The sequence below is a fragment of the Streptomyces sp. NBC_00353 genome (genome assembly GCF_036108815.1).
Classification (GTDB): domain Bacteria; phylum Actinomycetota; class Actinomycetes; order Streptomycetales; family Streptomycetaceae; genus Streptomyces.
The window spans coordinates 2,944,138-2,963,973 of the sequence record NZ_CP107985.1; the positions used below are offsets into that span (position 1 = coordinate 2,944,138).

Below are 19,836 nucleotides of genomic sequence, written 5' to 3' on the forward strand. Positions count from 1 at the left end.
GTCGCTGGAGGTGCCGAGAGGTCGCGTGGGGCAGCGAGTCGTCATCGGCGGTTTCAGAGGGTGTGGTACGTACCGTTGTGGAAGAGGAGAGGGCTGCGCCCCTCGTCGAGCCAGGAGTCCACGACCCGCGCGATGACGATGCGGTGGTCGCCCGCCGGGACGGTCTGTTCGATCTCCAGCCGCAGCCAGCCGGCCACGCCGTCGAGCACCGGTTCGCCCTGCGGCAGCCGCCGCCAGCCGGTCGGTGCGGCGAACCGGTCGATGCCGCTGGTGGCGAACGTCGTGGCCAGCGAACGCTGTTCGGCGCCAAGGAAGTTGACGACGGCCGTGTCGGCGCGCTCGATGTGGGGCCAGGACGAGGTGGTGGTCCCGATCCCGAAGGAGACCAGCGGCGGGTCGAGCGACAGCGATGCGAGCGAAGTCGCGGTGAAGCCGACGGGTCCGTGACCGGCGTCGGCGGTGACGACGACCACACCGGCCGGATAGCGGCGGAAGGCCTGCTTGAACCGGTCCGGGGCAATGCCCGTCGCGGCCGTCGCAGGATATGAGGGCACAGTGACAGTCAACGTCTCTCCCGAGTTGGAAAAAGGGCGGAGGGAAAGGAGAAGTGAAAGGGCGGGAAGGGGGAGGCCGGCAGAAGAATTCTGCACAAGTACGGTGAGCACAGACCTGATTGAGGCAGCGCGCATCCACGCCTGACCATTCGCGAAAGTCAGCGAGTGGTTATCGGCAACCCGGACAGGAGCGACAACAGAAACGCCGGACGGCGATACGCACCGGCGCGGCCGCGCGGCGGTGGCGCGCCGCTGAGGGCGCGTACCGGGAATTCCGCTGCTGGCTGGTCATGAATCCATCATCTCGTTCGGGCTCGGGCCCGGTCAACAATGCAACTTCCTGAATTAAGTCGGGTGCTGTGCCGCTCCGTCAGGACACCGCGGGCAGCGCGGGCCAAGGGCCGAGCGGGTCCATGTACAGCGCCCCGAGCGCGACCGCGCCGCCCGCCGTGGCCAGTACGGAGCCGGTGAAGCTGCTCGGCACCACCGCGCGCTCCGGGTCGTCGCACACCCAGGAGCGTTCCGCGACCTGCTCGCGGAGATCGGCCAGACACTCCGGGATGCGGCCCGCTCCGGGTTCGACCACGACGAGCACCTCGGGGTCGAACATGTCCAGGAGCAGCGCCGCGGCCCGGCCCACCAGCCGGGCCCGGCGCCGGAACAGCGCCACCGCCCGCGCTTCCCCGGCCAGGGCCTGGTCCAGCAGCTCCCTGAACGAGGCGACCAGCAGCCCCTGTTCGGCCGCGCGCCGCACCATGGCCCGCTCCGACACCTCGGACTGGAGACAGCCGGACCGCCCGCACGAGCACGGTTCGGCGCCACCGGATCCGCCCGCCCCGAGGGGGAGATGGGCGATGCTGCCCGCCCCGGAGCGCGGACCCCGGTGCATGGCGCCCTCGGTGGCGAAAGCAGCGTCCACCACCGCGCCGATGAACAGCAGCACCATGCTGGCCCGGGTCGAGGCCTCGCCGAACATCTGCTCGGCCCGCGCCAACGCCCGGGAGTGGCTGTCCACATGGACCGGCAGCCCGGTCGCGGCGGAGAGGACGTCCCGTACCGGCACATCGCGCCAGCCGAGCAGTGGATGTTCCACGATCATCCCGGCGACGGGGTCGACCCGGTGCCCGGTGGCGACGCCGAGGGCCAGCACGGTCCGCCCGGCAGCACGCGCGGACACCAGCCGGGGAAGACGCTCGGCGAGGCCGGCGAGCAGCCGGTGCGGGTCCGTGGTGCGGTGCGGCTGCCGGTCCTCGGCGACGATCCGGCCCCGCAGATCCATCAGGGACACGGTCGAGTGGGCCACGGCGATGTGCGCCCCGGCCACCAGGTAGCGGCCGGTGTCGATCTCCACGGGGATGTGCGGCCGCCCGAGCCCCCGGGGGCCTGCGGTCTCCGCGCTCTCCCGGACCAGTCCGCGGGCGAGCAGCTGGCCGACGTGACCGGTCACGGAGGCGGGCGAAAGGCCCGTGAGCCGGGCGACGGTGGACCTGGCGACCGGGCCGTGGTCGAGGATCGCGCCCATCACGGAACCGGTGCCCGGGACACGGCGGGCGGGGACGACGGCGGGTATGTCGGAACGGAGCAGGGGGGTGGCTCGGCGGGCGGCCGCAGACAGACTCTTCACAGTGTCTTCCAGGTCCTCGGTGGCAGCGGGTGACGCGGTGCGCGCTCGTCGGGGAAGGAGCGCGTGGCAGACCGCTGCTGCCGTGCGGGGCACGGTGAGCGGGCTCTGCTTCTCCCGTGGAGAGAAACACCCTGCGAAGATCCGGTGGGCTGCACCCGAGGGTTCGCCTGTGGCCGGTCGCGCGGGCGCCGTGCTCTCAGGCCTGGTGACACGCAGCGGAGCACACACGCTTGAGGTCGACATGACCTCGAGTCGTCAGGTGTGCGGATCGCTGCATGGCGGGCAACGTAGCCGGAATGACGTAACCCGGTCAAACCACTGCCCGCATCATGGACAACCGCGCGTGGCGGACTGTGCGTTCAGCGCTCTTACGCGGACACGTCCCGGCCCTCGGTGGACGAACGGAGACCAGGGCGGTGGAACGATTTCTGGAATTAACCTCTGATGCCTTGTCATCGCCGGTTCTACGCGCATAGCTTGTGGCCTCTCATCACACTCTGAGGGGCAGCTCACCGTGCAGATATCCAGACCGCGTTCCGTCCTGCTGGCCGGCGCGGTCGCCGTGACCCTCTCGGCGACCGCTCTGCCTGCCGCCTTCGCGGCGCCGTCCTCGACCGCCGTGATCTCCGAGGTGTACGGCGGCGGGGGCAACTCGGGTGCGACGCTCACCCGCGACTTCATCGAGCTGGCCAACGCCGGCTCCTCCGCGTACGACCTGTCCGGCTTCAGCGTCCAGTACCTGCCGGGCTCGCCGTCCGCCGGTTCCCTGTGGCAGGTCTCCGCGCTGACCGGATCCGTCGCCCCCGGCGGCCGCTACCTGGTCGCCCAGGCCGCTGGTACCGGCGGCACCGTCGCTCTGCCGACCCCGGACGCCACCGGCACCGTCGCGATGTCCGCGACCAGCGGCACCGTCGCCCTCGTCTCGGGCACCACCCCGCTGACCTGCAAGACCGCGGCCGACTGCGCCGCCGACACCCGCATCGTGGACCTCGTCGGCTACGGCTCCGCGGTGGTACGCGAGGGCAGTGGGCCGGCGACGGGTACCTCCGCCACCGCCTCCGTGGCGCGCGCCGCATCGCTCGCCGACACCGACGACAATGCGGCCGACCTGTCCGCGGGGGCCCCGACACCGGTCAACGCGGCCGGTGAGACGTCCGGCGGTGCGGGACCGGGCGACCCGGGCAACCCGACCGAGCCCGGCACCGTGCGGGTGCACGACATCCAGGGCACCACCCGCGTCTCGCCGCTGGACGGCCAGTCGGTGACCGGCGTCCCCGGCATCGTCACCGGTGTGCGGACCAGCGGTTCGCGCGGCTTCTGGATCCAGGACGCCACGCCCGACGCGGACCCCCGTACGGGCGAAGGGGTCTTCGTCTTCACCGGCTCCGCCGCACCGGCCGTCGCCGTGGGCGACTCGGTGCTGGTCAGCGGCAAGGTGGACGAGTACTACCCGTCGACCACCACCCAGTCGATCACCGAGATCACCGCCCCCAGGGTCACGGTCCTGTCGTCGGGCAACGCGCTGCCCGCGCCGGTCGTGCTCGACGCCGCCTCGGTACCGGACGCGTACGTCCCGTCGGCGGACGGCGGATCGATCGACACGCTGGCCCTCGACCCGGCGACGTACGCCCTCGACCTCTACGAGTCGCTCGAAGGCACCCGCGTCAAGATCGCCGACACCCGGGTCACGGGCGCGACGACCGCGTACCACGAGGTCTGGGTGACCATCAAGCCGAACGAGAACCCGACCCGGCGCGGCGGCACGCTGTACTCCTCGTACACCGACCAGAACACCGGCCGCATCAAGGTGATGTCGCTCGACGCCACCCGCCCGGTCCCCGTCGCGAACGTGGGCGACGTGCTGTCCGGCACCACCACCGGTGTCCTGGACTACGACTCCTTCGGCGGCTACAACCTCCAGGCCACCGAGCTCGGCACGCTCACCGACCACCACCTGCAGCGCGAGGTCACCCGGAAGCAGAAGGACAAGGAGCTCGCGGTCGCCACGTACAACGTGGAGAACCTGGACGCGCTCGACGAGCAGGGCAAGTTCGACACCCTCGCCGCGGGTGTCGCGGTCAACCTCTCCTCGCCCGACATCGTGTCGCTGGAGGAGATCCAGGACGACAACGGTGCGGTGAACGACGGCACGGTCGGGTCCGACGCGACGCTCAAGCGGTTCACCGACGCGATCGTCGCGGCGGGCGGCCCGCAGTACGCCTGGCGCTACATCGCCCCCGAGAACGGCAAGGACGGCGGCGAGCCCGGCGGCAACATCCGTAACGTCTTCCTCTTCAACCCCGAGCGGGTCGACTTCGTGGACCGCCCGGGCGGCGACGCGACCACTGCGGTGACGGCCGTGAAGACGAAGAAGGGCGTCACCCTGTCGGCCTCGCCCGGCCGGATCGCCCCGACCAGCGACGCCTGGAACGACAGCCGCAAGCCGCTGGTCGGTGAGTTCCGCTTCCACGGGAAGCCGGTGTTCGTCATCGGCAACCACTTCGCCTCCAAGGGCGGCGACCAGCCCCTGCACGGGCGCTACCAGGAGCCGACGCGCAGCTCGGAGACGAAGCGCGTGAAGCAGGCGACGGAGGTCAACACCTTCGTCAAGTCGCTGCTGGCGGCGGACAAGTCGGCGCGGGTCATCACACTCGGCGACCTCAACGACTTCGCGTTCTCGCCGACGATGGCTGCGCTGACCGACGGCAGAGCGCTCAAGCCGCTGATCACGACACTGCCGAAGAATCAGCAGTACAGCTATGTGTACGAGGGCAACTCGCAGACACTCGACCACATCCTGATCAGCCCCGGTGTCCCCTGCTTCGACTACGACGTGGTGCACATCAACGCGGAGTTCGCCGACCAGGCGAGCGACCACGACCCGCAGATCGTGCGCGTGGACGTGAACGCCCCGGATCACGGTCAGCACTGACCTGACCGGCCCGCCCGGCGGGTATCGGGAGGGATGCGGGCGTCACGAGCAGTGCGGCCCCGCACAGCTCTCCGCCGGCTCGGCCGCAGCGTGCGAGGATCCGACGATGCGGTCGAGCCGGGAGCCGCGAAGTCACCGGCGGGTTCAACACTTCGGAGCGAATCCGGGGGCCGTCGCGCCATGCCCCGCCCGACGCGGGCGCGGCAGTGCGGCGAGCCCCGGGGCGGTGTCGAGGGGGCGGTCGGTGAAGAAGCGGGCCACGAGATCCGCCACGTCGTCGGGCCGTTCGAGGACTACCCAGTGGTCGGACTCCGTGATGGTGAGGAACCGGCTTCCCTCGATGGTGGCGGCGAACTCCCGTTGCTGTGCAGGGGAGCTCACCGTGTCGTGCTCGCCCGCGAAGACCAGAGCGGGTACGCCGGCAAGGCCGCCGGAGAAGTCCGGCGGATCTCCCAGCACCCGGCACACCGAGTCCGCAGCATGCGGGGAACGGCACAGCGCGTGCAGGAGCGAGCGGCGTACGTAGCGCAGCGCCAGCTCCCTGCGGTGGACCGTGCGGTCCGGGTCGAGGCACATCAGCCCCTCGGCGGCCAGGGTCGCGGCGCCCTCGAGGTCACCGGCCTTCAGCCGGTCCTCGGCCCGTCGCCAGTGGGCGCGTTGGCTGTCGTCGATGTGGGACGGCACGCCGCCGAGGATCAGCCGGGCGATGCGGCCCGGGTTGCGCTGAGCGCACTGGAGGGCGATCGAGGTGCCGTAGGAGTACCCGAAGAGATTGACCTTCTCCACACCCAGGTCGTCGATGATCCGGGTGAGGGCGGTGCGCATGATCCCGGCGCTGGGGACGGCCGGGAGGGCGTCGGCCCCGCCCATCCCGGGCAGGTCGGCGGTCACGACGTCGGCGACTGCCCCCACGTGGTTGTCCATCTGGGGCCAGCCGAACATTCCCTGGAGTGCACCGCCGAGGATGACGACCGGTTCGGTGCGTGGTGCGGGCTGCTGCAGGAGCCGGTAGCCGTACCGCAGTCCGTACACCGACAGCGTCCGGAGAGTCTCCTCGGGCATGCGGGGTCTTCCGTTTCTGCGTCAGGCCCTGGTGAGGACGAGTGCGGCGTTGTGTCCGCCGAAGCCGAGTGAGGTCTTGACGGCGACGTCGAACACGCTCGGCCGGGCCTCCTTGCTGACCACGTCGATGGGGATCGCCGGGTCGGGCGCGTCGAGATTGACCGTGGGTGGCACGAGTTGGCACTGGAGCGCGAGCACGGTCAGTGCGGTCTCGATGCCGCCCGCGGCGCCGAGGGTGTGTCCGGTCATCGCTTTGGTCGAGGTGACGAGGGGATGGTCGCCGAGGACCCGGCGGAGCATCGTGCCCTCGATGAGGTCGTTGGCCACCGTCGAGGTGCCGTGGGCGTTGACATGGCCGACGTCCGCGCCGTCGACCCCGGCGTCGGCGAGGGCGGTGCGCAGCGCGCGTTCGATGCCGAGCCCTTCGGGGTCGGGGGCGACCGCCGAGTACGCGTCGCTGGACGCCCCGTATCCGGCGATGCGGGCGCGGACCGTGGCGCCGCGTGCGCGGGCGTGCTCCGGGCGCTCGAGAACCAGGAGGCCGGCGCCCTCGCCGACGACGAAGCCGTCGCGGTGGGTGTCGAACGGGCGGCAGGCCGCCTCGGGGTCCTCACGGCGGGTGGAGACGGCCTTCAGTTGGCAGGCGCTGGCGATCAGCAGCCGGGAGCAGACCGATTCGGCGCCGCCCGCGATGACGATGTCGCAGGCGCCGGTGCGCAGCATCTGGTGGGCGGTGCCGATCGCGACGGTGCCGGAGGAGCAGGCGGTGGAGACGGCCTGACTCGGGCCGCGGGCACCGAGGTCCGTGGCGACGCTGCTGGCGGCGCCGTTGACGACGGTCAGCGGGGCGAGCTTCGGGGAGACCCGGCGCGCACCGCGCCCGGCGAGGGTGGCGTGCTGCTCGTCGTAGAAGGGCAGTCCACCGTGTGCGGAGCCGATGACGACAGCGACCCGTCCGCTGTCCCAGACCGAGGGGTCGAGCCCGGCGTCGGCGACGGCTTCGCGGGCCGCGATGACGGCGAGCTGCGAGAAGCGGTCCATCAGCCGGTGCGTGGCCGCACCGAGGACGGCCCTCGTGTCGAGGCCGGTGATCGTGTACATGAAGTCGCAGGGCAGGTCGGTGAGTTCGGACCGCCGCAGGACGGAGGGCGCGGCGACTGCCTCGGACACGGTGCGCCAGGTGGCACCGGTGCCCACGCCGGCGGAGGTGACCAGACCGATTCCGGTGACGGCGGCGCTGAACGGCTCCAGCCGCTGCGGCGGGATCCGGCGCGCGGCAACCGGACGGGCCGCCTGGCTCTCGCCGGCCGGCCGGGCCATCACGTTCTCGTCGGCCGGCCGGGCCACCCGACTCCCGGCGACCGGGCGGGCCACCAAGCTCTCGGTGGCCGGGCGCGTTGTCACGCGGCCACCTTGCCGTGGATCGTCTCGACCAGCCGGCCCCAGGTGTCCCGCGAGGTCAGCTGGACATCGTCCAGATCGACCCCCATCCGGTCCTCGATCAGGAGCCGCAGCTCCTCCAGGGCCAGTGAGTCCAGGCGGAGCTGATGGAGCGGCACCTCGGGACCGATCGCCAGAGGATCGGTGCCGAAGTTCGACACCAGCAAGGTATTGATCTCTTCCGCTGTGCTCATGGGGCACTCCTCCGCTGTCGTACACGGTGACGCCTGCCGCGCGAGGTGCACGTGCCATCGGGGGACGCCGGCCGGTTCCGGAGGGACCCTTTATACGCCTTCGCGGTGAGGTGTCCGGTCCGCCTTCCCTCGTGCGGTGGTTGACCGACCAGGTGTACGAATCCACAGCCCCGCGCGGAGAAGTCCCGATCTGTCGGCCAACCCCATTGGAGTGAAAGGGAGTTCGACACGCCTGAAGATCATTGTCATGCCCGGGACACATAAATACCTTGGCCGGGCTTCGTGGCCCCCGGCCCACCCCACCAGGGTCCGGGGGCCGTTCTTCTCCCCCCACAGAGCAGGAGCAGGTATGCCCAGACGAGCCCCAGCCCACACCGGGCGCCGCGCATCCGTCCTCGCGACCCTCGCCGTCACCGCACTGACCGCGACCGGCACACCGGCCGCCGCCGCCCCGGCCGCACATCCTCCGGCGTCCCCCGCCGACAGCCGACACGCCATGGACCAGGCGTTCGTGCGGGCGGCCGGAAAGTTCGACGTACCGCGTGATCTGCTCGCTGCCGTCGGCTACGGCGAGACCCATCTCGACGGCCACACCGGGCACCCCAGCCAGGCGAACGGGTACGGCGTGATGCACCTGGCGAGCAACCCCGCGAGCCGGACGCTGGAGAAGGCGGCCGACATCACCGGCGAGCCGCTGTCCCGGCTGCGGCGGGACACCGCGGCCAACATCCTGGGCGGTGCGGCCGTATTGCGTTCGTACGCGGACCGGCTGGGCCTGGACGGTGACGAACGCGACGACATCGACGCCTGGTACCCGGCCGTCGCGCAGTACAGCGGCACGACCGGCCGCCCTGCCGCCCGCTACGCCGACACCGTCTACGCATTCCTGACACAAGGGTTCGCTGCCACCGTCCCCGGTGGCGAGCGGATCTCGGTCGCCGCACGCCCTGTCGATCCGGTGAAGGGCACTCTCTCCGCCACTGCCGGACGCGCCCCGATCACGCCTTACCCGTCTGCACTGTGGGTCCCGGCCGACTCGCACAACTTCACCGTCGGCCGGACGGCAACGATCGACAAGGTGGTCATCCATGTCACGCAGGGCTCGTACGCGGGCTCCATCAAGTGGTTCCAGGACCCGACGGCCGAGGTGAGCGCCCATTACGTGGTCCGGTCCTCCGACGGGCAGATCACCCAGACGGTGCGCGACAGCGACACCGCGTACCACGCGAAACAGGCCAACGCATCGGCGCTCGGCGTCGAGCACGAGGGGTACATCGACGACCCGTCCTGGTTCACGGACACGATGTACCGCGCCTCGGCCGCGCTGACCAGGGCGCTGTGCGACAAGTACGGGATCCCGAAGGACCGGGCCCACGTCATCGGGCACAGCGAGGCGCCGGGCACCGACCACACCGACCCGGGACGGTACTGGGACTGGAATCGCTACATGGGATTCGTCGAGGGCGACAGCAGCAGCGGGATCAGCGGAAACGGGAACAGCACCGGTGGGAGCGGTGGGAGCAGCAGCAGCGACGGGCTGGGCTTCGCCTCGTACACGCTCCTGCAGAGCGGGGCGTCGGGCGCCCAGGTCACGGCGGTGCAGCAGTTGCTGAACACGCACGGCTACACTGCCGGCGCCGCGGACGGGAACTTCGGCGCGGCCACGCTGAGCGCGGTGAAGGCGTACCAGACGACCCGCGGGCTGCCCGCGGGCGGCATCGTCGGGCCGAAGACCTGGACCGCGCTCCTGTCGGCCGGTTCCACGCCGACTCTGCGCCAGGGCGACTCGGGCGCCGCTGTGAAGCGGCTCCAGCGGTCGCTGACCGCGGCGCTCGGCACGACCGTGGATGCCGTCGGGACCTTCGGTCCCGTCACCGCGACGGCAGTGCGCACCTACCAGACTCGCCAGGGGCTGGCGGTCACCGGGATCGTGAGCAGCAACACCTGGGCGGCGCTGCACGCCGGGCGCTGACCCTTCGTGCCGGAACGCAGCCGCTGAACGGCGTCCACGGCGGGACGGTGGGCCGGAGGCCGTCCGGGCGGGCCATCGGAGGGGCCGTCAGGTGTCTGACATACCTGATCAGTTGGGCACCTGACCTCTGCTCCCGCACAGCGGGATGCGGCCCGGCGGCCCACCGTCCGGGGCGCCGGCGCAGAGCCTGTTCCGGCCTGCCCGGGACGCTCGACCGCTCACCCTCGGAGGAGACTGACAACGACCAACGCCATGTGTGGGCCACGGGATGTCACCGAGGAGAGCCGTTGTGAGAGTCGGAGCCGCACGATCCGCCGCGGCCCGGTGGGTCGCCGAGCACGCCGGGACCGATCCCGGCTTCCGTGGTGCGTACTTCAGTGGTTCGACGGTCGGCCTGCCGGACGATGCCGAGCTGTCACCGTCCTCCGACGTCGACATCGTGGTCGTCAGGGCAGAGGACAGTCCTCCGGCCAAGCCCGGAAAGCTCCGATTCCGCGGCGCGCTCCTGGAGATCAGCCACCTGTCGTGGGCGGAGCTCTCCTCGGCGGACGACGTCCTCTCCTCGTACCACCTGGCCGGGAGCTTCCGCAGGGACACGATCATCGCCGATCCGACCGGCCGGCTGCGCACCCTGCACGCGGACGTCTCCCGCCGGTTCGCCGAACCGGCCTGGGTCCGCCGCCGGTGCGAGGACGCCCGCCACCGCATCGAATCCCGCCTCGCCGCGTTCGACCCCTCCGCACCGTTCCACGAGCAGGTGACCGGCTGGCTGTTCCCGACCGGGGTGACCACCCACGTCCTGCTGGTCGCCGCGCTGCGCAACCCCACCGTGCGCCTGCGCTACGTCGCGGCCCGCGAGGTCCTCGCCGTGTACGGGCATGACCGTCTCTACCCCGAGCTTCTGGAACTCCTGGGCTGCGCACGGCTGTCCGCCCACGTCGTACGGCACCATCTGGACGAGCTGGCCGGCACCTTCGACGCCACCGCCCGGGTGGCCAGGACGCCGTTCTTCTTCAGCAGCGACATCACCGCGCAGGCACGGCCGATCGCCATCGACGGGAGCCGGTTCCTCATCGACCGGGGCGACCACCGCGAGTCGGTCTTCTGGATCGTGGCCACGTTCGCCCGCTGTCACACCATCCTGGCCGCCGACGCCCCGGAACTGCACGCCGCGCTCGCCCCGGCCTTCCGGGCGCTGGTCGCCGATCTCGGCATCACGTCCACGGACGATCTTCTCCGCCGTGCCGAGGATGTCGGCCGGTTCCTGCCCCGGCTGTGGCGGACCGCCGAGGCGATCCTGGACAAGTCGGCGGGCCGGCCGACCATTTGAGGGCACCGCCGGACACCTTCTACGGGGTGTCCGCACCGACCGGTCGCCTGCTACGTTGCACGCATGTTCCTCCCCCGTGCCTAGGACACCGCACCGACCGCACCCCGCCACACCGGGTGCGGCACTCCGGCGTCCCTGCACACGCACAGCGCGTAACTCCGCGCTGCCTTCGCGAGGAACAGTCCTCATGCTTTCGCCTTCGCACGCTCCCTCGTACGCAACCGTCCTGCGCACCCGTCACGCCTGCCGCACCTTCGGTGCCGCACTGCTGGGGCGGCTCTCGTACGGGATGGTCTCCCTCTCCCTGATGCTGGCGGTCAAGGATGCCACCGGCTCGTACTCCATGGCCGGCGCCGTCATGGCGCTGTTCGGGGCGACCAGTGTCTTCCTCTCGCCCGCCCGTGCCGCCCTGATCGACCGGCACGGGCCACGCAAGGCACTCCCGCCCATGGGGGCCGCCTACGCACTGCTCCTCTCCGCCCTGGCGTATGCCACCTGGCAGCCCGGCGCCTCGGGGCTCCGGCTGGGGGCGCTGGCCGTCACGGCCGGTGCCTGCACCCCACCGCTCGGGCCCGTGATGCGGACCGTGTGGAGCAGCCTCGTACCCGACCGGGAACTGTTGCAGCGCGCGTACAGCCTGGACGGGGTGGCCGAGGAACTGCTGTACGTCACCGGGCCGTTGCTGGTGGGCCTGCTGGTGAGGTTCGCCGAGCCGGCGGCCGGTGTGGCCGTCAGCGCCGCACTCGTACTCGTCGGCGCGTCGGCGCTGGTGTCGTCCCCGGCGCTGCGCGGTGAGGGCGGCCGCCCGTCCGGGGCGACGGCCCTGCCGCCTGCCGGACCGTCCGGGAAACGGCTGCTCGGTACCGTCGGGCTGCGTCACGCCGCCGTGGTCTCGGCCGGGGTGGGGCTGTGCCTGGGCGCCCTCGACCTGCTCCTGGTGGCCTTCACCGAAGAGCGTCATCAGGGTGCCTCGGTGGCCTGGGTGCTGGCGGCGCTCTCCGCAGGGAGCGCGGTCGGTGGTCTGGTGTACGGCGCCGTCTCGTGGCGCATGTCAAGTCGGGTGCGGCTGACGGTACTTGGCACGGCTCTGGGGGTGTCCTCGGTCGCGGCGGGGGTGTCGCCGAACGTGTACGTCCTGGTGGCCGTGGCCGCCGCAGCCGGGCTGTTCGTCGCGCCCGCCATCACCACCGCGTATCTGATCGCGGACGAGTCCGTCGACGCGGGCAGCCGTACGCAGGCCGGCGCCTGGGTCAACACCGCGCTCAATGCCGGGTCCTCCGGTGGTACGGCCGCGGTGGGTCTGCTGGTGGGCCGACTGCCGCTCACGGTGTGTTTCTCGCTCGCAGCAGCCCCGGTGCTGCTCTGTGCGGCGTTCGTGTTCAGCCGGTACCGACGGTGATGTTCTCGCTGCCCGCGCTCGACACGGTGGCGCAGGCGGACGGGCGCGTCCGGCGGTCCCGCGGCACGAACGGCTCGGTCCGGTGGCGCGCGACCCGAGGAGGCACCACCGTTCCATCCACCGCACCTTCCCACCGGAACGCAGAGAGGCGGCTCCGCTCCCCCGGTCGGGAGTTCGGAGCTGCCTCAAGCAGGGTGCTCAGCAGGCCACTTCGGCCGAGGTCACTTCAGACCGAACGCCCGGATGATCTCCTGGTCGATGCCGAGCCCGTTCCCGGCCTCACTGTGCGCCTTGACCGAGACGAAGCCGCCGGCCTTGTCGGGCGTCTTGAACCGGGCGGTCCAGTTGCCCTCGGAGGTCTTGCGCAGCTCCGTGGCGCTCCAGGTCCTGCCGTCGTCGTAGCTGACCGACAGCGAGGCCTTCTTGGCCTTCACCGCGCCGTCCAGCCACTCCTGCGTGCCGGAGGCGAGACCGATCTCGGTCCACCGGCCGGCCTCGACGTCACCGGCGAGGTCGGTGTCGACCTTGTAGTCCATCTGCAGCAGCGCGAGGTCGGCCTGCCAGGGACCGTTCTGGTCCAGCCGGCCCGAGACGAAGCTCCACTCGGTGTGCGTACGGGTGGAGGTCTTCCACACGTCACCGTCACGGGTGGAGTCGAGGACGAAACGGTACGGCAGCTGCTCCGCCGACAGGTCCCCGATGTATCCGGCCCGGCCCGCGACCTTCCGGATCAGCGTGTCGCCCTGGTAGAACGCGGTGGTGGTGGTGTCGTACTCGTCCTCCGGCATGGAGCCCGAGTGGCCCGCGCCCGAGTCCGTCCACGGGGTGAAGTTGAACTGCATGTCGTTGGTGACGGAACGGAACGGACCCCAGAAGCCGGTGCCCAGACGCGGTCGGCTGATCGGCGCGAACCAGTCGGCGGGGTAGGTGCGACCCGCCGTGTAGTCCATCTCGCCGCTGCGCATCTCGTGCGCGAAACCGCTCTCCGTGGCGTTGAAGACCGAGTGGTCCTCGTACCAGAAGGAGGCGCCCGGAAGCGGGGTGACCCACTCGTCGCGGGTGCCGGGGAACTTCTCGTACTCCGCGAAGCCGAGGCCCGGCCCGTAGTCCGGGATGTCGTAGCGGTAGCCCCCGCCGAGCGTGGCCTTGTGGCCGTAGAAGGTGTTCTCCACCTTCGCCAGCTCACTGGTCCTCGGGGCGAACGCCAGCGAGCGGTCCGGGACGCTGCCGTTGTGGCGGTCGACCAGGTCGTACATGTACCGGGCGAACCTGCGCTGGGTCATGGTGAGCTTCTCGCCCCGCGTGACCGCCTTGATCAGGGTCTCGCCGGCCAGCTGCTGCACCGAGGCGACCGGGATGGTGGTCGTGGTGCCGTACTCGGTGTACCACTCCAACGCCACGCCGCGTCCGTCGTTGACGACGAAGAGCGCCTTGGCACCCGCGGCGAGCGCGTTGGCGAGCCGGTCGGCCGCGGCGACCGCGTCGCTGCGGCGGACCACGACAGCCTTGCCCCTGACGTCCAGACCCTTGTAGTCGGCCTCGGCCCCATTGGCCGCGAACACCGCGGCCAGCTTCTGGCTGCTGTCCTCGGCGACGGGCGAACCGCCCTGCACGGTGACCGGCACATCAAGGCCGTCGACCGACAGGTCGATCTGCTTCTCGCCCTGGCGCCAGCGGGTCAGGAAGCTGAAGCTGCCCTGGGTGACCTTCTTGGTGGGGCTTGCCCACAGCTGGTCGTACGCCACCGGGATCTGGTAAGCGTCGCGGAAGACCCCGCCGTTCGGTGTGGTGCGCGCCATGTCGTAGCGCAGCTGCCGGGTCTCGGTCTCCTTCGGCGTCCGCACACTGATCTTGCGGGCCTTGGACGCGTCCAAGGTGACGGTGGTCGGCTTGTCGAGGACCGTCTCGGGCTCCGCGAGGAAGGCGACGGCCCTCGAGTCCGGGCGGTCACCGTCGACGTCGACGGAGGCCCAGGAGGTGTAGGTGCCCGGAGGCAGCCGCAGCGTGGTGTCGCCGGAGACCGGGACGACGTTGAGGGTGAGGTACGGGTCGCTCAGTTCGCCGAGGACGACGTAGCCGTCCATCGGCTTGCCCGCGCGGTCGCGGAGCTTGAACGTCAGGTCGTAGAGCTCCTGCTCCTTGTTCAGCGCGAAGCCGGTGTGCGCGACCGTCGCGCCGGACGCGTCCTTCGCGACGACCTGGCCGGAGAACGTGGTGCCGGCCGCGACCTTCGACGGGTCGAGCGAGAGCACGGCGTCGGCGGTGGAGCCGGCGGGGACGGTCAGCTTCGACGTGGAGAGCGTGTACGCGGCCGAGTCCGTGCCGGTGGCCAGGTCCAGGGTGACGTCCTGCGTACCGGTGTTGCGGTACGTGATCGTCCGCTCGGCGACCGGGTCCGAGGCGCTGTGCGGCCAGTCGTACGAGGCGACGGCGACGGAGCCGGTGGCCTCGACCGTCGTGTCGACCGCCGCCTTGACGTCGAGCCGGCCGGTGCCCTGCTCGTACGGCGTGTAGTCGGGCAGCCGCTTCGACGAGGTCATCAGTGCGTCCTTGATGCGCTGACCGGACCAGTCGGGATGACGCTCCTTCAGGATCGCCGCGGCGCCGGCGACGTGCGGGGTGGCCATCGACGTACCGGACATCTGCTGGTACATGCCGCTGATGCCCGGGACCGCCTGCGAGGCGGCGGCGTTGATGTCGACGCCGGGGGCGGACAGGTCGGGCTTCAGGCCGTACGACCGGGTGAGCGGGCCCATGGACGAGAAGTCCGCGCGGGCGTCCTGCTTGTCGACGGCGGCGACGGTCAGCGCCTTCTCGGCCGAACCGGGCGAGCCGATGGTGCCTGCGCCGTACGCGTTGCCTGCGGCGATCACGAACAGCGGGCCGCCGTCCGCCGAGAGGGCGTCGACGGCCTGCGACATCGGGTCGGTGCCGTCGTCCGGGATGCTGGAGCCGAGGCTCATGGAGACGACGTCGGCGCCTTCGGCCTTTGCCCACTCCATCGCGGCGATGATCCCGGAGTCCTCGCCGGAGCCCCCGTTGCTGAGGACCTTGCCGATGATCAGGTCCGCGCCGGGGGCGACCCCCTTGTTGACGCCGTCCGACGCGGCACCGGAGCCCGCGATGGTGGAGGCGACGTGCGTGCCGTGGCCGTTCTTGTCGAGGACCTCCTCACCGGGAACGAAGCTCTTGGACTCGAGAATGCGGTCCTTGACGTCCGGGTGGGTCGGGTCGATGCCGGTGTCGAGGACGGCGACCTTGGTGCCCTTGCCGTCATATCCCTCGGCCCACGCCTGCGGGGCGTTGATCTGCGGCACGGAGTCCTTGAGCGTGGCCTTCGCGCGGCCGTCGAGCCACAGCTTGGCGATGCCGTCGTCCAGCGAACGGGCGTTGGACGGACGCGCGATGTCCTTCCAGAAGGAACGGGCGGTGTCCTTGTCGGCCTTCAGCGCGGCGCCGTGGATGCTGTCGAGCCGGCGGACCGTCTTGGCGCCACTGGGGGTGGCGGGCAGCGAACGGGACCGGCTCGCCGAGTAGGTGGCGATCAGCGGGATGCCACCGGCCCTCTTGTCGTCGTAGCCCATCTTGGCGAGGGCTGTGACATTGAACAGCCGGCGGTCCAGCTTTCCGGCTGCCAGCAGGGGGGTCGCCTCGTCGGGCAGGACGTAGACGTCGTCTCCCGCCTGCTGCACATGCACACCACCGATCGCACCGTCGGGCCGGTCCACCGTGACGGTGTCCTGCTTGCCGACGCCGTCCGCGTAGTGGACGACGTCGCCCGTGAGCAGGGTGATGTCGTACTGGTGGATCGGGGTCCGGGAGTGTCCGGTGGCCTCGGGGGCGGCCTGCGCCGCCGAAGCGACACCTGCCGCGGGTAGCAGGGCGCCACTCACGAGAGCGACGGAGGTCGCTATGAGCAGGGCCCTGCGTCCCGCACGCACGGGTCTCGCCCGGCCGGAAGCGGAGGAGGGTGTGAATGTCATGGGGTTGATCTACCGGCAAATTCCCACCCGCGTCTGCGCCCATGTCTGGCGGGATGCCGCCGTGGCGGCATCCCGCCCTTTCAGGAGTTCCGGCGGACACCCCCGCAACTGCGCCTCTTTCAGCCGGTTTCACCCAGCCGACGAGCGACGGCTCATGCCCACTCCGCGGCGTCGCGCCGCGTTCCGGTGAGCCCGCACGCCCGGTCGCCGGATTCCGTGTCGCGGTCCGGGAACCGGTCAGGCAACCGAGGAGATCCGTCCGGCCACCGGCTGCCCGCTTTCGTGATGGATCGGGGTATGTGCGCCGGTGAGCGGGACTCCGCTGCCACCGCGCCGCTCGGCGACGATCTCGGCGGCGATCGACAGGGCGGTCTCCTCCGGGGTGCGTGCGCCGAGATCGAGACCGATGGGCGAGTGCAGCCTGGCCAGTTCGATTTCGGTGACGCCGACCTCGCGGAGCCGCTCGTTGCGCTCCAGATGCGTGCGGCGCGAACCCATCGCCCCGACGTACGCGACCGGCAGCTTCAACGCCGTCTCCAGCAGCGGGACGTCGAATTTCGCGTCGTGGGTCAGCACGCACAGGGCCGTCCGCGCATCCACGGCGGTGGCCGCCAGATAGCGGTGCGGCCAGTCGACGACCACCTCGTCGGCGTCCGGGAAGCGGGCCTCGGTCGCGAAGACCGGCCGGGCGTCGCACACGGTGACGTGGTACCCGAGGAATTTGCCGACCCGGACCAGGGCGGCGGCGAAGTCGATGGCCCCGAAGACGATCATCCGGGGCGGTGGGACGCTCGACTCGACGAGCAGTCCGAGCGGCCGGCCGCAGCGCGATCCCTCGGCGCCGATCGTGAGAGGGCCGGTCCGGCCCGCGTCCAGCATCGCGCGGGCCTCGGCCGCCGCGGTGCGGTCCAGCTCCGGATGCCCTCCGAGCCTGCCCTCGTACGAACCGTCGGGGTGCACGAGGAGGGGGCTGCCGAGGAGTTCGGCGGGCCCGTCCGTGATCCGTACGACCGCCGCCGCCTCCCCCGCCACCGCGGCGGCGAGCGCGGCGGCGAACACCGGGCGTGCGGGGTCGTCCGCACGGACCGGTGTCACCAGGATGTCGATGACACCGCCGCAGGTCAGGCCCACGGCGAAGGCGTCCTCGTCGCTGTAGCCGAACCGCTCCCGCACGGTGGTGCCGTCGTCGAGGGCCTGCTGGCACAGCTCGTACACCGCGCCCTCCACACACCCGCCGGAGACCGATCCGATCGCCGTGCCGTCGCGGTCGACGGCGAGGGCGGCCCCCGGCTGCCGGGGCGCGCTCCCACCGACCTCCACAACGGTGGCGACGGCGAATTCGCGTCCCTGCTTGACCCACCGGTGGAGCTCTTCGGCGATGTCCAGCATGGCGTGTCTCCTTAAGCGTGGTGTTCAGGGGCGGGGGTCAGTTGACACCCAGCCAGCTCTCGATCGGGTGCAGTGCGAAGTAGACGACGAAGATGACGGTCAGCACCCACATGAAACCGCCGATCTCACGGATCCTGCCCTGTGCCACCTTGATCGCGACATAGGAGATCACACCGGCGGCAACACCCGGGGTGATGCTGTACGTGAACGGCATCAGCACGACGGTGAGGAAGACCGGGACGGCGATCGCGCGGTCGCTCCAGTCGACGTGCTTGGCGTTCTGCATCATCATCGCGCCGATGACGACCAGGGCCGCGGAGGCCACCTGGGGCGGCACGATCGCGGTGAGCGGGGTGAAGAAGAGGCAGGCGGCGAAGAACAGGCCGGTGACCACGGAGGCCAGACCGGTCCGTGCGCCTTCGCCGACGCCGGTCGCCGACTCGACGAACACGGTCTGGCCGGAGCCGCCGGCGACACCGCCGATCGCACCGCCCGCGCCGTCGATGAACAGCGCCTTGGACAGGCCCGGCATCCGGCCCTTGTCGTCGGCCAGTTCGGCCTCCGTACCGACACCGATGATGGTGGCCATCGCGTCGAAGAAGCCGGCCAGCACCAGGGTGAAGACGATGAAGCCGACGGTCATCGCGCCGACGTCGCCCCAGCCGCCGAATTCGACCTTCCCGAAGAGGGAGAAGTCCGGGGCGGAGACCGCGCTGCCGCCCAGTTCCGGCGGCGACATGTTCCACGCCTTGGCGTCGAGACCAGCCGCCTTGTGGACGACGACCGCGATCACGGTGCCCACGACGATGCCGATCAGGATCGCACCGGGTACGGCGCGGGCCTGCAGCATGAAGATCATCAGGAGGGTGACGCAGAAGATCAGGACGGGCCAGCCGGCGAGCTCGCCGTTGATGCCGAGGGTGACGGGCGGCCCGGTCGGCGAGCCCTTGCCGACGAACCCGGCCTTGTACAGACCGATCAGGGCGATGAAGAGCCCGATGCCCATGGTGATGCCGTGCTTCAGCGGGAGCGGGATCGCGTTCATGATCAGCTCACGCAGGCCGGTGACCACCAGGAGGCAGATCACCAGGCCGTACATCACGCACATGCCCATGGCCTGCGGCCAGGTCATGGCGGGGGCGACCTGCGACGCGAGAACGCCGGAAACGCTGAGACCGGCGGCGAGCGCCAGCGGCACCTTGCCGACGAAGCCCATCAGCAGGGTGGTCGCGGCCGCGGCGAGCGCGGTGGCGGTGATCAGTCCCGGCTGGCTGAGCAGATGTCCTTCGACGTCCTTGCCGCCGAGGATGAGCGGATTGAGCAGCAGGATGTACGCCATGGCCATGAAGGTCGTGACGCCGCCGCGCACTTCGCGCGCGACGGTGGATCCACGCTCGGATATGTGAAAGTACCGGTCGAGCCAGGATCTGCCGGCGGGGATGCGCGAGCCGGGGCCCGCCTCCTCCGCGATGGTCCTGGGCTCCACTGACTGCTGGGTCATGATGCCTGACTCCCAAGGTTCACAGGGACACCCGCGATGGAGAATCGGAATGCGGGATTTGGGATGACTGCTTGGCTGCACGACCCGGGGGACGGCCCGAGACGAACTGTTCATGCAGAGTGGATGTGCGGGTACTGCTCGGTGGTGCGGGTGTTTCCGGCACAGCGGTGCTGCGGGTACTGCTGGGTGGTGCCGAGGACCGCGAGCGGTGCGGTACTCCGGGTCTCCGGGCGGTGCCGACGGCGGAAGTGTGACGTTCCTGGCAGCCACGCACCGCCCGGAGAGTTCGGCGGGAGCCGCTCTCAGAGCCTGTCGGGTGACCCTCGATCGGAAAGCGGACGCGGCATGGTGCGTGCGATTCCAAGGCGCCGGGATGTCCTCGTAGCGGAGCTACTAGGGCATTTCGGCAACGCCGGAAGCGTGCGTGCCAGGGCGTGGCCGCCCGGTCGGAGGCAC

12 protein-coding genes are annotated in these 19,836 nt (G+C 70.8%); 4 read left to right on the forward strand and 8 right to left on the reverse strand.

Annotated elements, in window-relative coordinates; translation table 11 throughout:
• Positions 1–53: 53 nt before the first annotated feature.
• Both OHA88_RS13525 and OHA88_RS13530 read right to left on the reverse strand, forming a co-directional pair.
• Positions 54–566 (reverse strand): flavin reductase family protein, encoded by a 513-nt coding sequence (locus OHA88_RS13525; protein WP_328625710.1) that lies wholly within the window; start codon positions 564–566, stop codon positions 54–56.
• Positions 567–924: 358 nt separating this feature from the next.
• Positions 925–2,178: an ROK family protein gene (locus OHA88_RS13530; protein WP_328625711.1), complete on the reverse strand. Its 1,254-nt coding sequence runs from the start codon at positions 2,176–2,178 to the stop codon at positions 925–927.
• Between the two features lie 514 nt (positions 2,179–2,692).
• Between OHA88_RS13530 and OHA88_RS13535 the strand changes: the two genes are divergently transcribed.
• A complete protein-coding gene (locus OHA88_RS13535) occupies positions 2,693–5,110 on the forward strand; it encodes a lamin tail domain-containing protein (protein ID WP_328625712.1) in 2,418 nt (805 codons plus the stop codon).
• A gap of 144 nt (positions 5,111–5,254) precedes the next feature.
• Here OHA88_RS13535 and OHA88_RS13540 read toward each other — a convergent pair whose 3' ends face one another.
• The 3 genes from OHA88_RS13540 to OHA88_RS13550 all read right to left on the reverse strand — a co-directional run bounded on the left by OHA88_RS13540 (position 5,255) and on the right by OHA88_RS13550 (position 7,806).
• Positions 5,255–6,172, reverse strand: coding sequence for an alpha/beta fold hydrolase (locus OHA88_RS13540; protein ID WP_328625713.1), 918 nt, complete (start codon positions 6,170–6,172; stop codon positions 5,255–5,257).
• Positions 6,173–6,193: 21 nt separating this feature from the next.
• Positions 6,194–7,492 (reverse strand): beta-ketoacyl-[acyl-carrier-protein] synthase family protein, encoded by a 1,299-nt coding sequence (locus tag OHA88_RS13545; protein ID WP_328629680.1) that lies wholly within the window; start codon positions 7,490–7,492, stop codon positions 6,194–6,196.
• 80 nt (positions 7,493–7,572) lie between these two features.
• Complete coding sequence (locus OHA88_RS13550; RefSeq protein ID WP_267000429.1) at positions 7,573–7,806, reverse strand: acyl carrier protein; 234 nt, start codon at positions 7,804–7,806, stop codon at positions 7,573–7,575.
• A gap of 349 nt (positions 7,807–8,155) precedes the next feature.
• Here OHA88_RS13550 and OHA88_RS13555 point away from each other — a divergent pair, with 349 nt between their 5' ends.
• The 3 genes from OHA88_RS13555 to OHA88_RS13565 all read left to right on the forward strand — a co-directional run bounded on the left by OHA88_RS13555 (position 8,156) and on the right by OHA88_RS13565 (position 12,507).
• Positions 8,156–9,778 carry a peptidoglycan-binding protein gene (locus tag OHA88_RS13555; protein WP_328625714.1) on the forward strand — a complete coding sequence of 541 codons (1,623 nt, stop codon included), beginning with the start codon at positions 8,156–8,158 and terminating at the stop codon, positions 9,776–9,778.
• A gap of 289 nt (positions 9,779–10,067) precedes the next feature.
• Entirely contained in the window at positions 10,068–11,108 is a 1,041-nt protein-coding gene (locus OHA88_RS13560) for a hypothetical protein (protein WP_328625715.1), read from the forward strand.
• Between the two features lie 187 nt (positions 11,109–11,295).
• Positions 11,296–12,507, forward strand: coding sequence for an MFS transporter (locus OHA88_RS13565; protein ID WP_328625716.1), 1,212 nt, complete (start codon positions 11,296–11,298; stop codon positions 12,505–12,507).
• Positions 12,508–12,728: 221 nt separating this feature from the next.
• On the opposite strand, the gene OHA88_RS13570 is transcribed toward OHA88_RS13565, so the two are convergent.
• From OHA88_RS13570 to OHA88_RS13580, 3 genes are all read right to left on the reverse strand, one after another.
• The gene (locus OHA88_RS13570) at positions 12,729–16,490 is read right to left on the reverse strand and encodes a S8 family peptidase (RefSeq protein WP_328625717.1); all 3,762 of its coding nucleotides are present in this window, start codon (positions 16,488–16,490) and stop codon (positions 12,729–12,731) included.
• A gap of 237 nt (positions 16,491–16,727) precedes the next feature.
• On the reverse strand, positions 16,728–17,879 hold the full coding sequence (locus tag OHA88_RS13575) for an XdhC/CoxI family protein (RefSeq protein WP_328625718.1): 1,152 nt from the start codon (positions 17,877–17,879) through the stop codon (positions 16,728–16,730).
• A 37-nt stretch (positions 17,880–17,916) separates the two neighbouring features.
• The gene (locus OHA88_RS13580; RefSeq protein ID WP_328625719.1) at positions 17,917–19,380 is read right to left on the reverse strand and encodes an NCS2 family permease; all 1,464 of its coding nucleotides are present in this window, start codon (positions 19,378–19,380) and stop codon (positions 17,917–17,919) included.
• Positions 19,381–19,836 lie beyond the last annotated feature (456 nt).

Excerpts from the sequence above, each read along its gene's own strand:
- OHA88_RS13540 (WP_328625713.1), bottom strand. The coding sequence starts at position 6,172 with ATGCCCGAGGAGACTCTCCGGACGCTGTCGGTGTACGGACTGCGGTAC.
- OHA88_RS13545 (WP_328629680.1), bottom strand. The coding sequence starts at position 7,492 with ATGGCCCGGCCGGCCGGCGAGAGCCAGGCGGCCCGTCCGGTTGCCGCG.
- OHA88_RS13550 (WP_267000429.1), bottom strand. The coding sequence starts at position 7,806 with ATGAGCACAGCGGAAGAGATCAATACCTTGCTGGTGTCGAACTTCGGC.
- OHA88_RS13555 (WP_328625714.1), top strand. The coding sequence starts at position 8,156 with ATGCCCAGACGAGCCCCAGCCCACACCGGGCGCCGCGCATCCGTCCTC.
- OHA88_RS13565 (WP_328625716.1), top strand. The coding sequence starts at position 11,296 with ATGCTTTCGCCTTCGCACGCTCCCTCGTACGCAACCGTCCTGCGCACC.
- OHA88_RS13570 (WP_328625717.1), bottom strand. The coding sequence starts at position 16,490 with ATGACATTCACACCCTCCTCCGCTTCCGGCCGGGCGAGACCCGTGCGT.
- OHA88_RS13575 (WP_328625718.1), bottom strand. The coding sequence starts at position 17,879 with ATGCTGGACATCGCCGAAGAGCTCCACCGGTGGGTCAAGCAGGGACGC.
- OHA88_RS13580 (WP_328625719.1), bottom strand. The coding sequence starts at position 19,380 with ATGACCCAGCAGTCAGTGGAGCCCAGGACCATCGCGGAGGAGGCGGGC.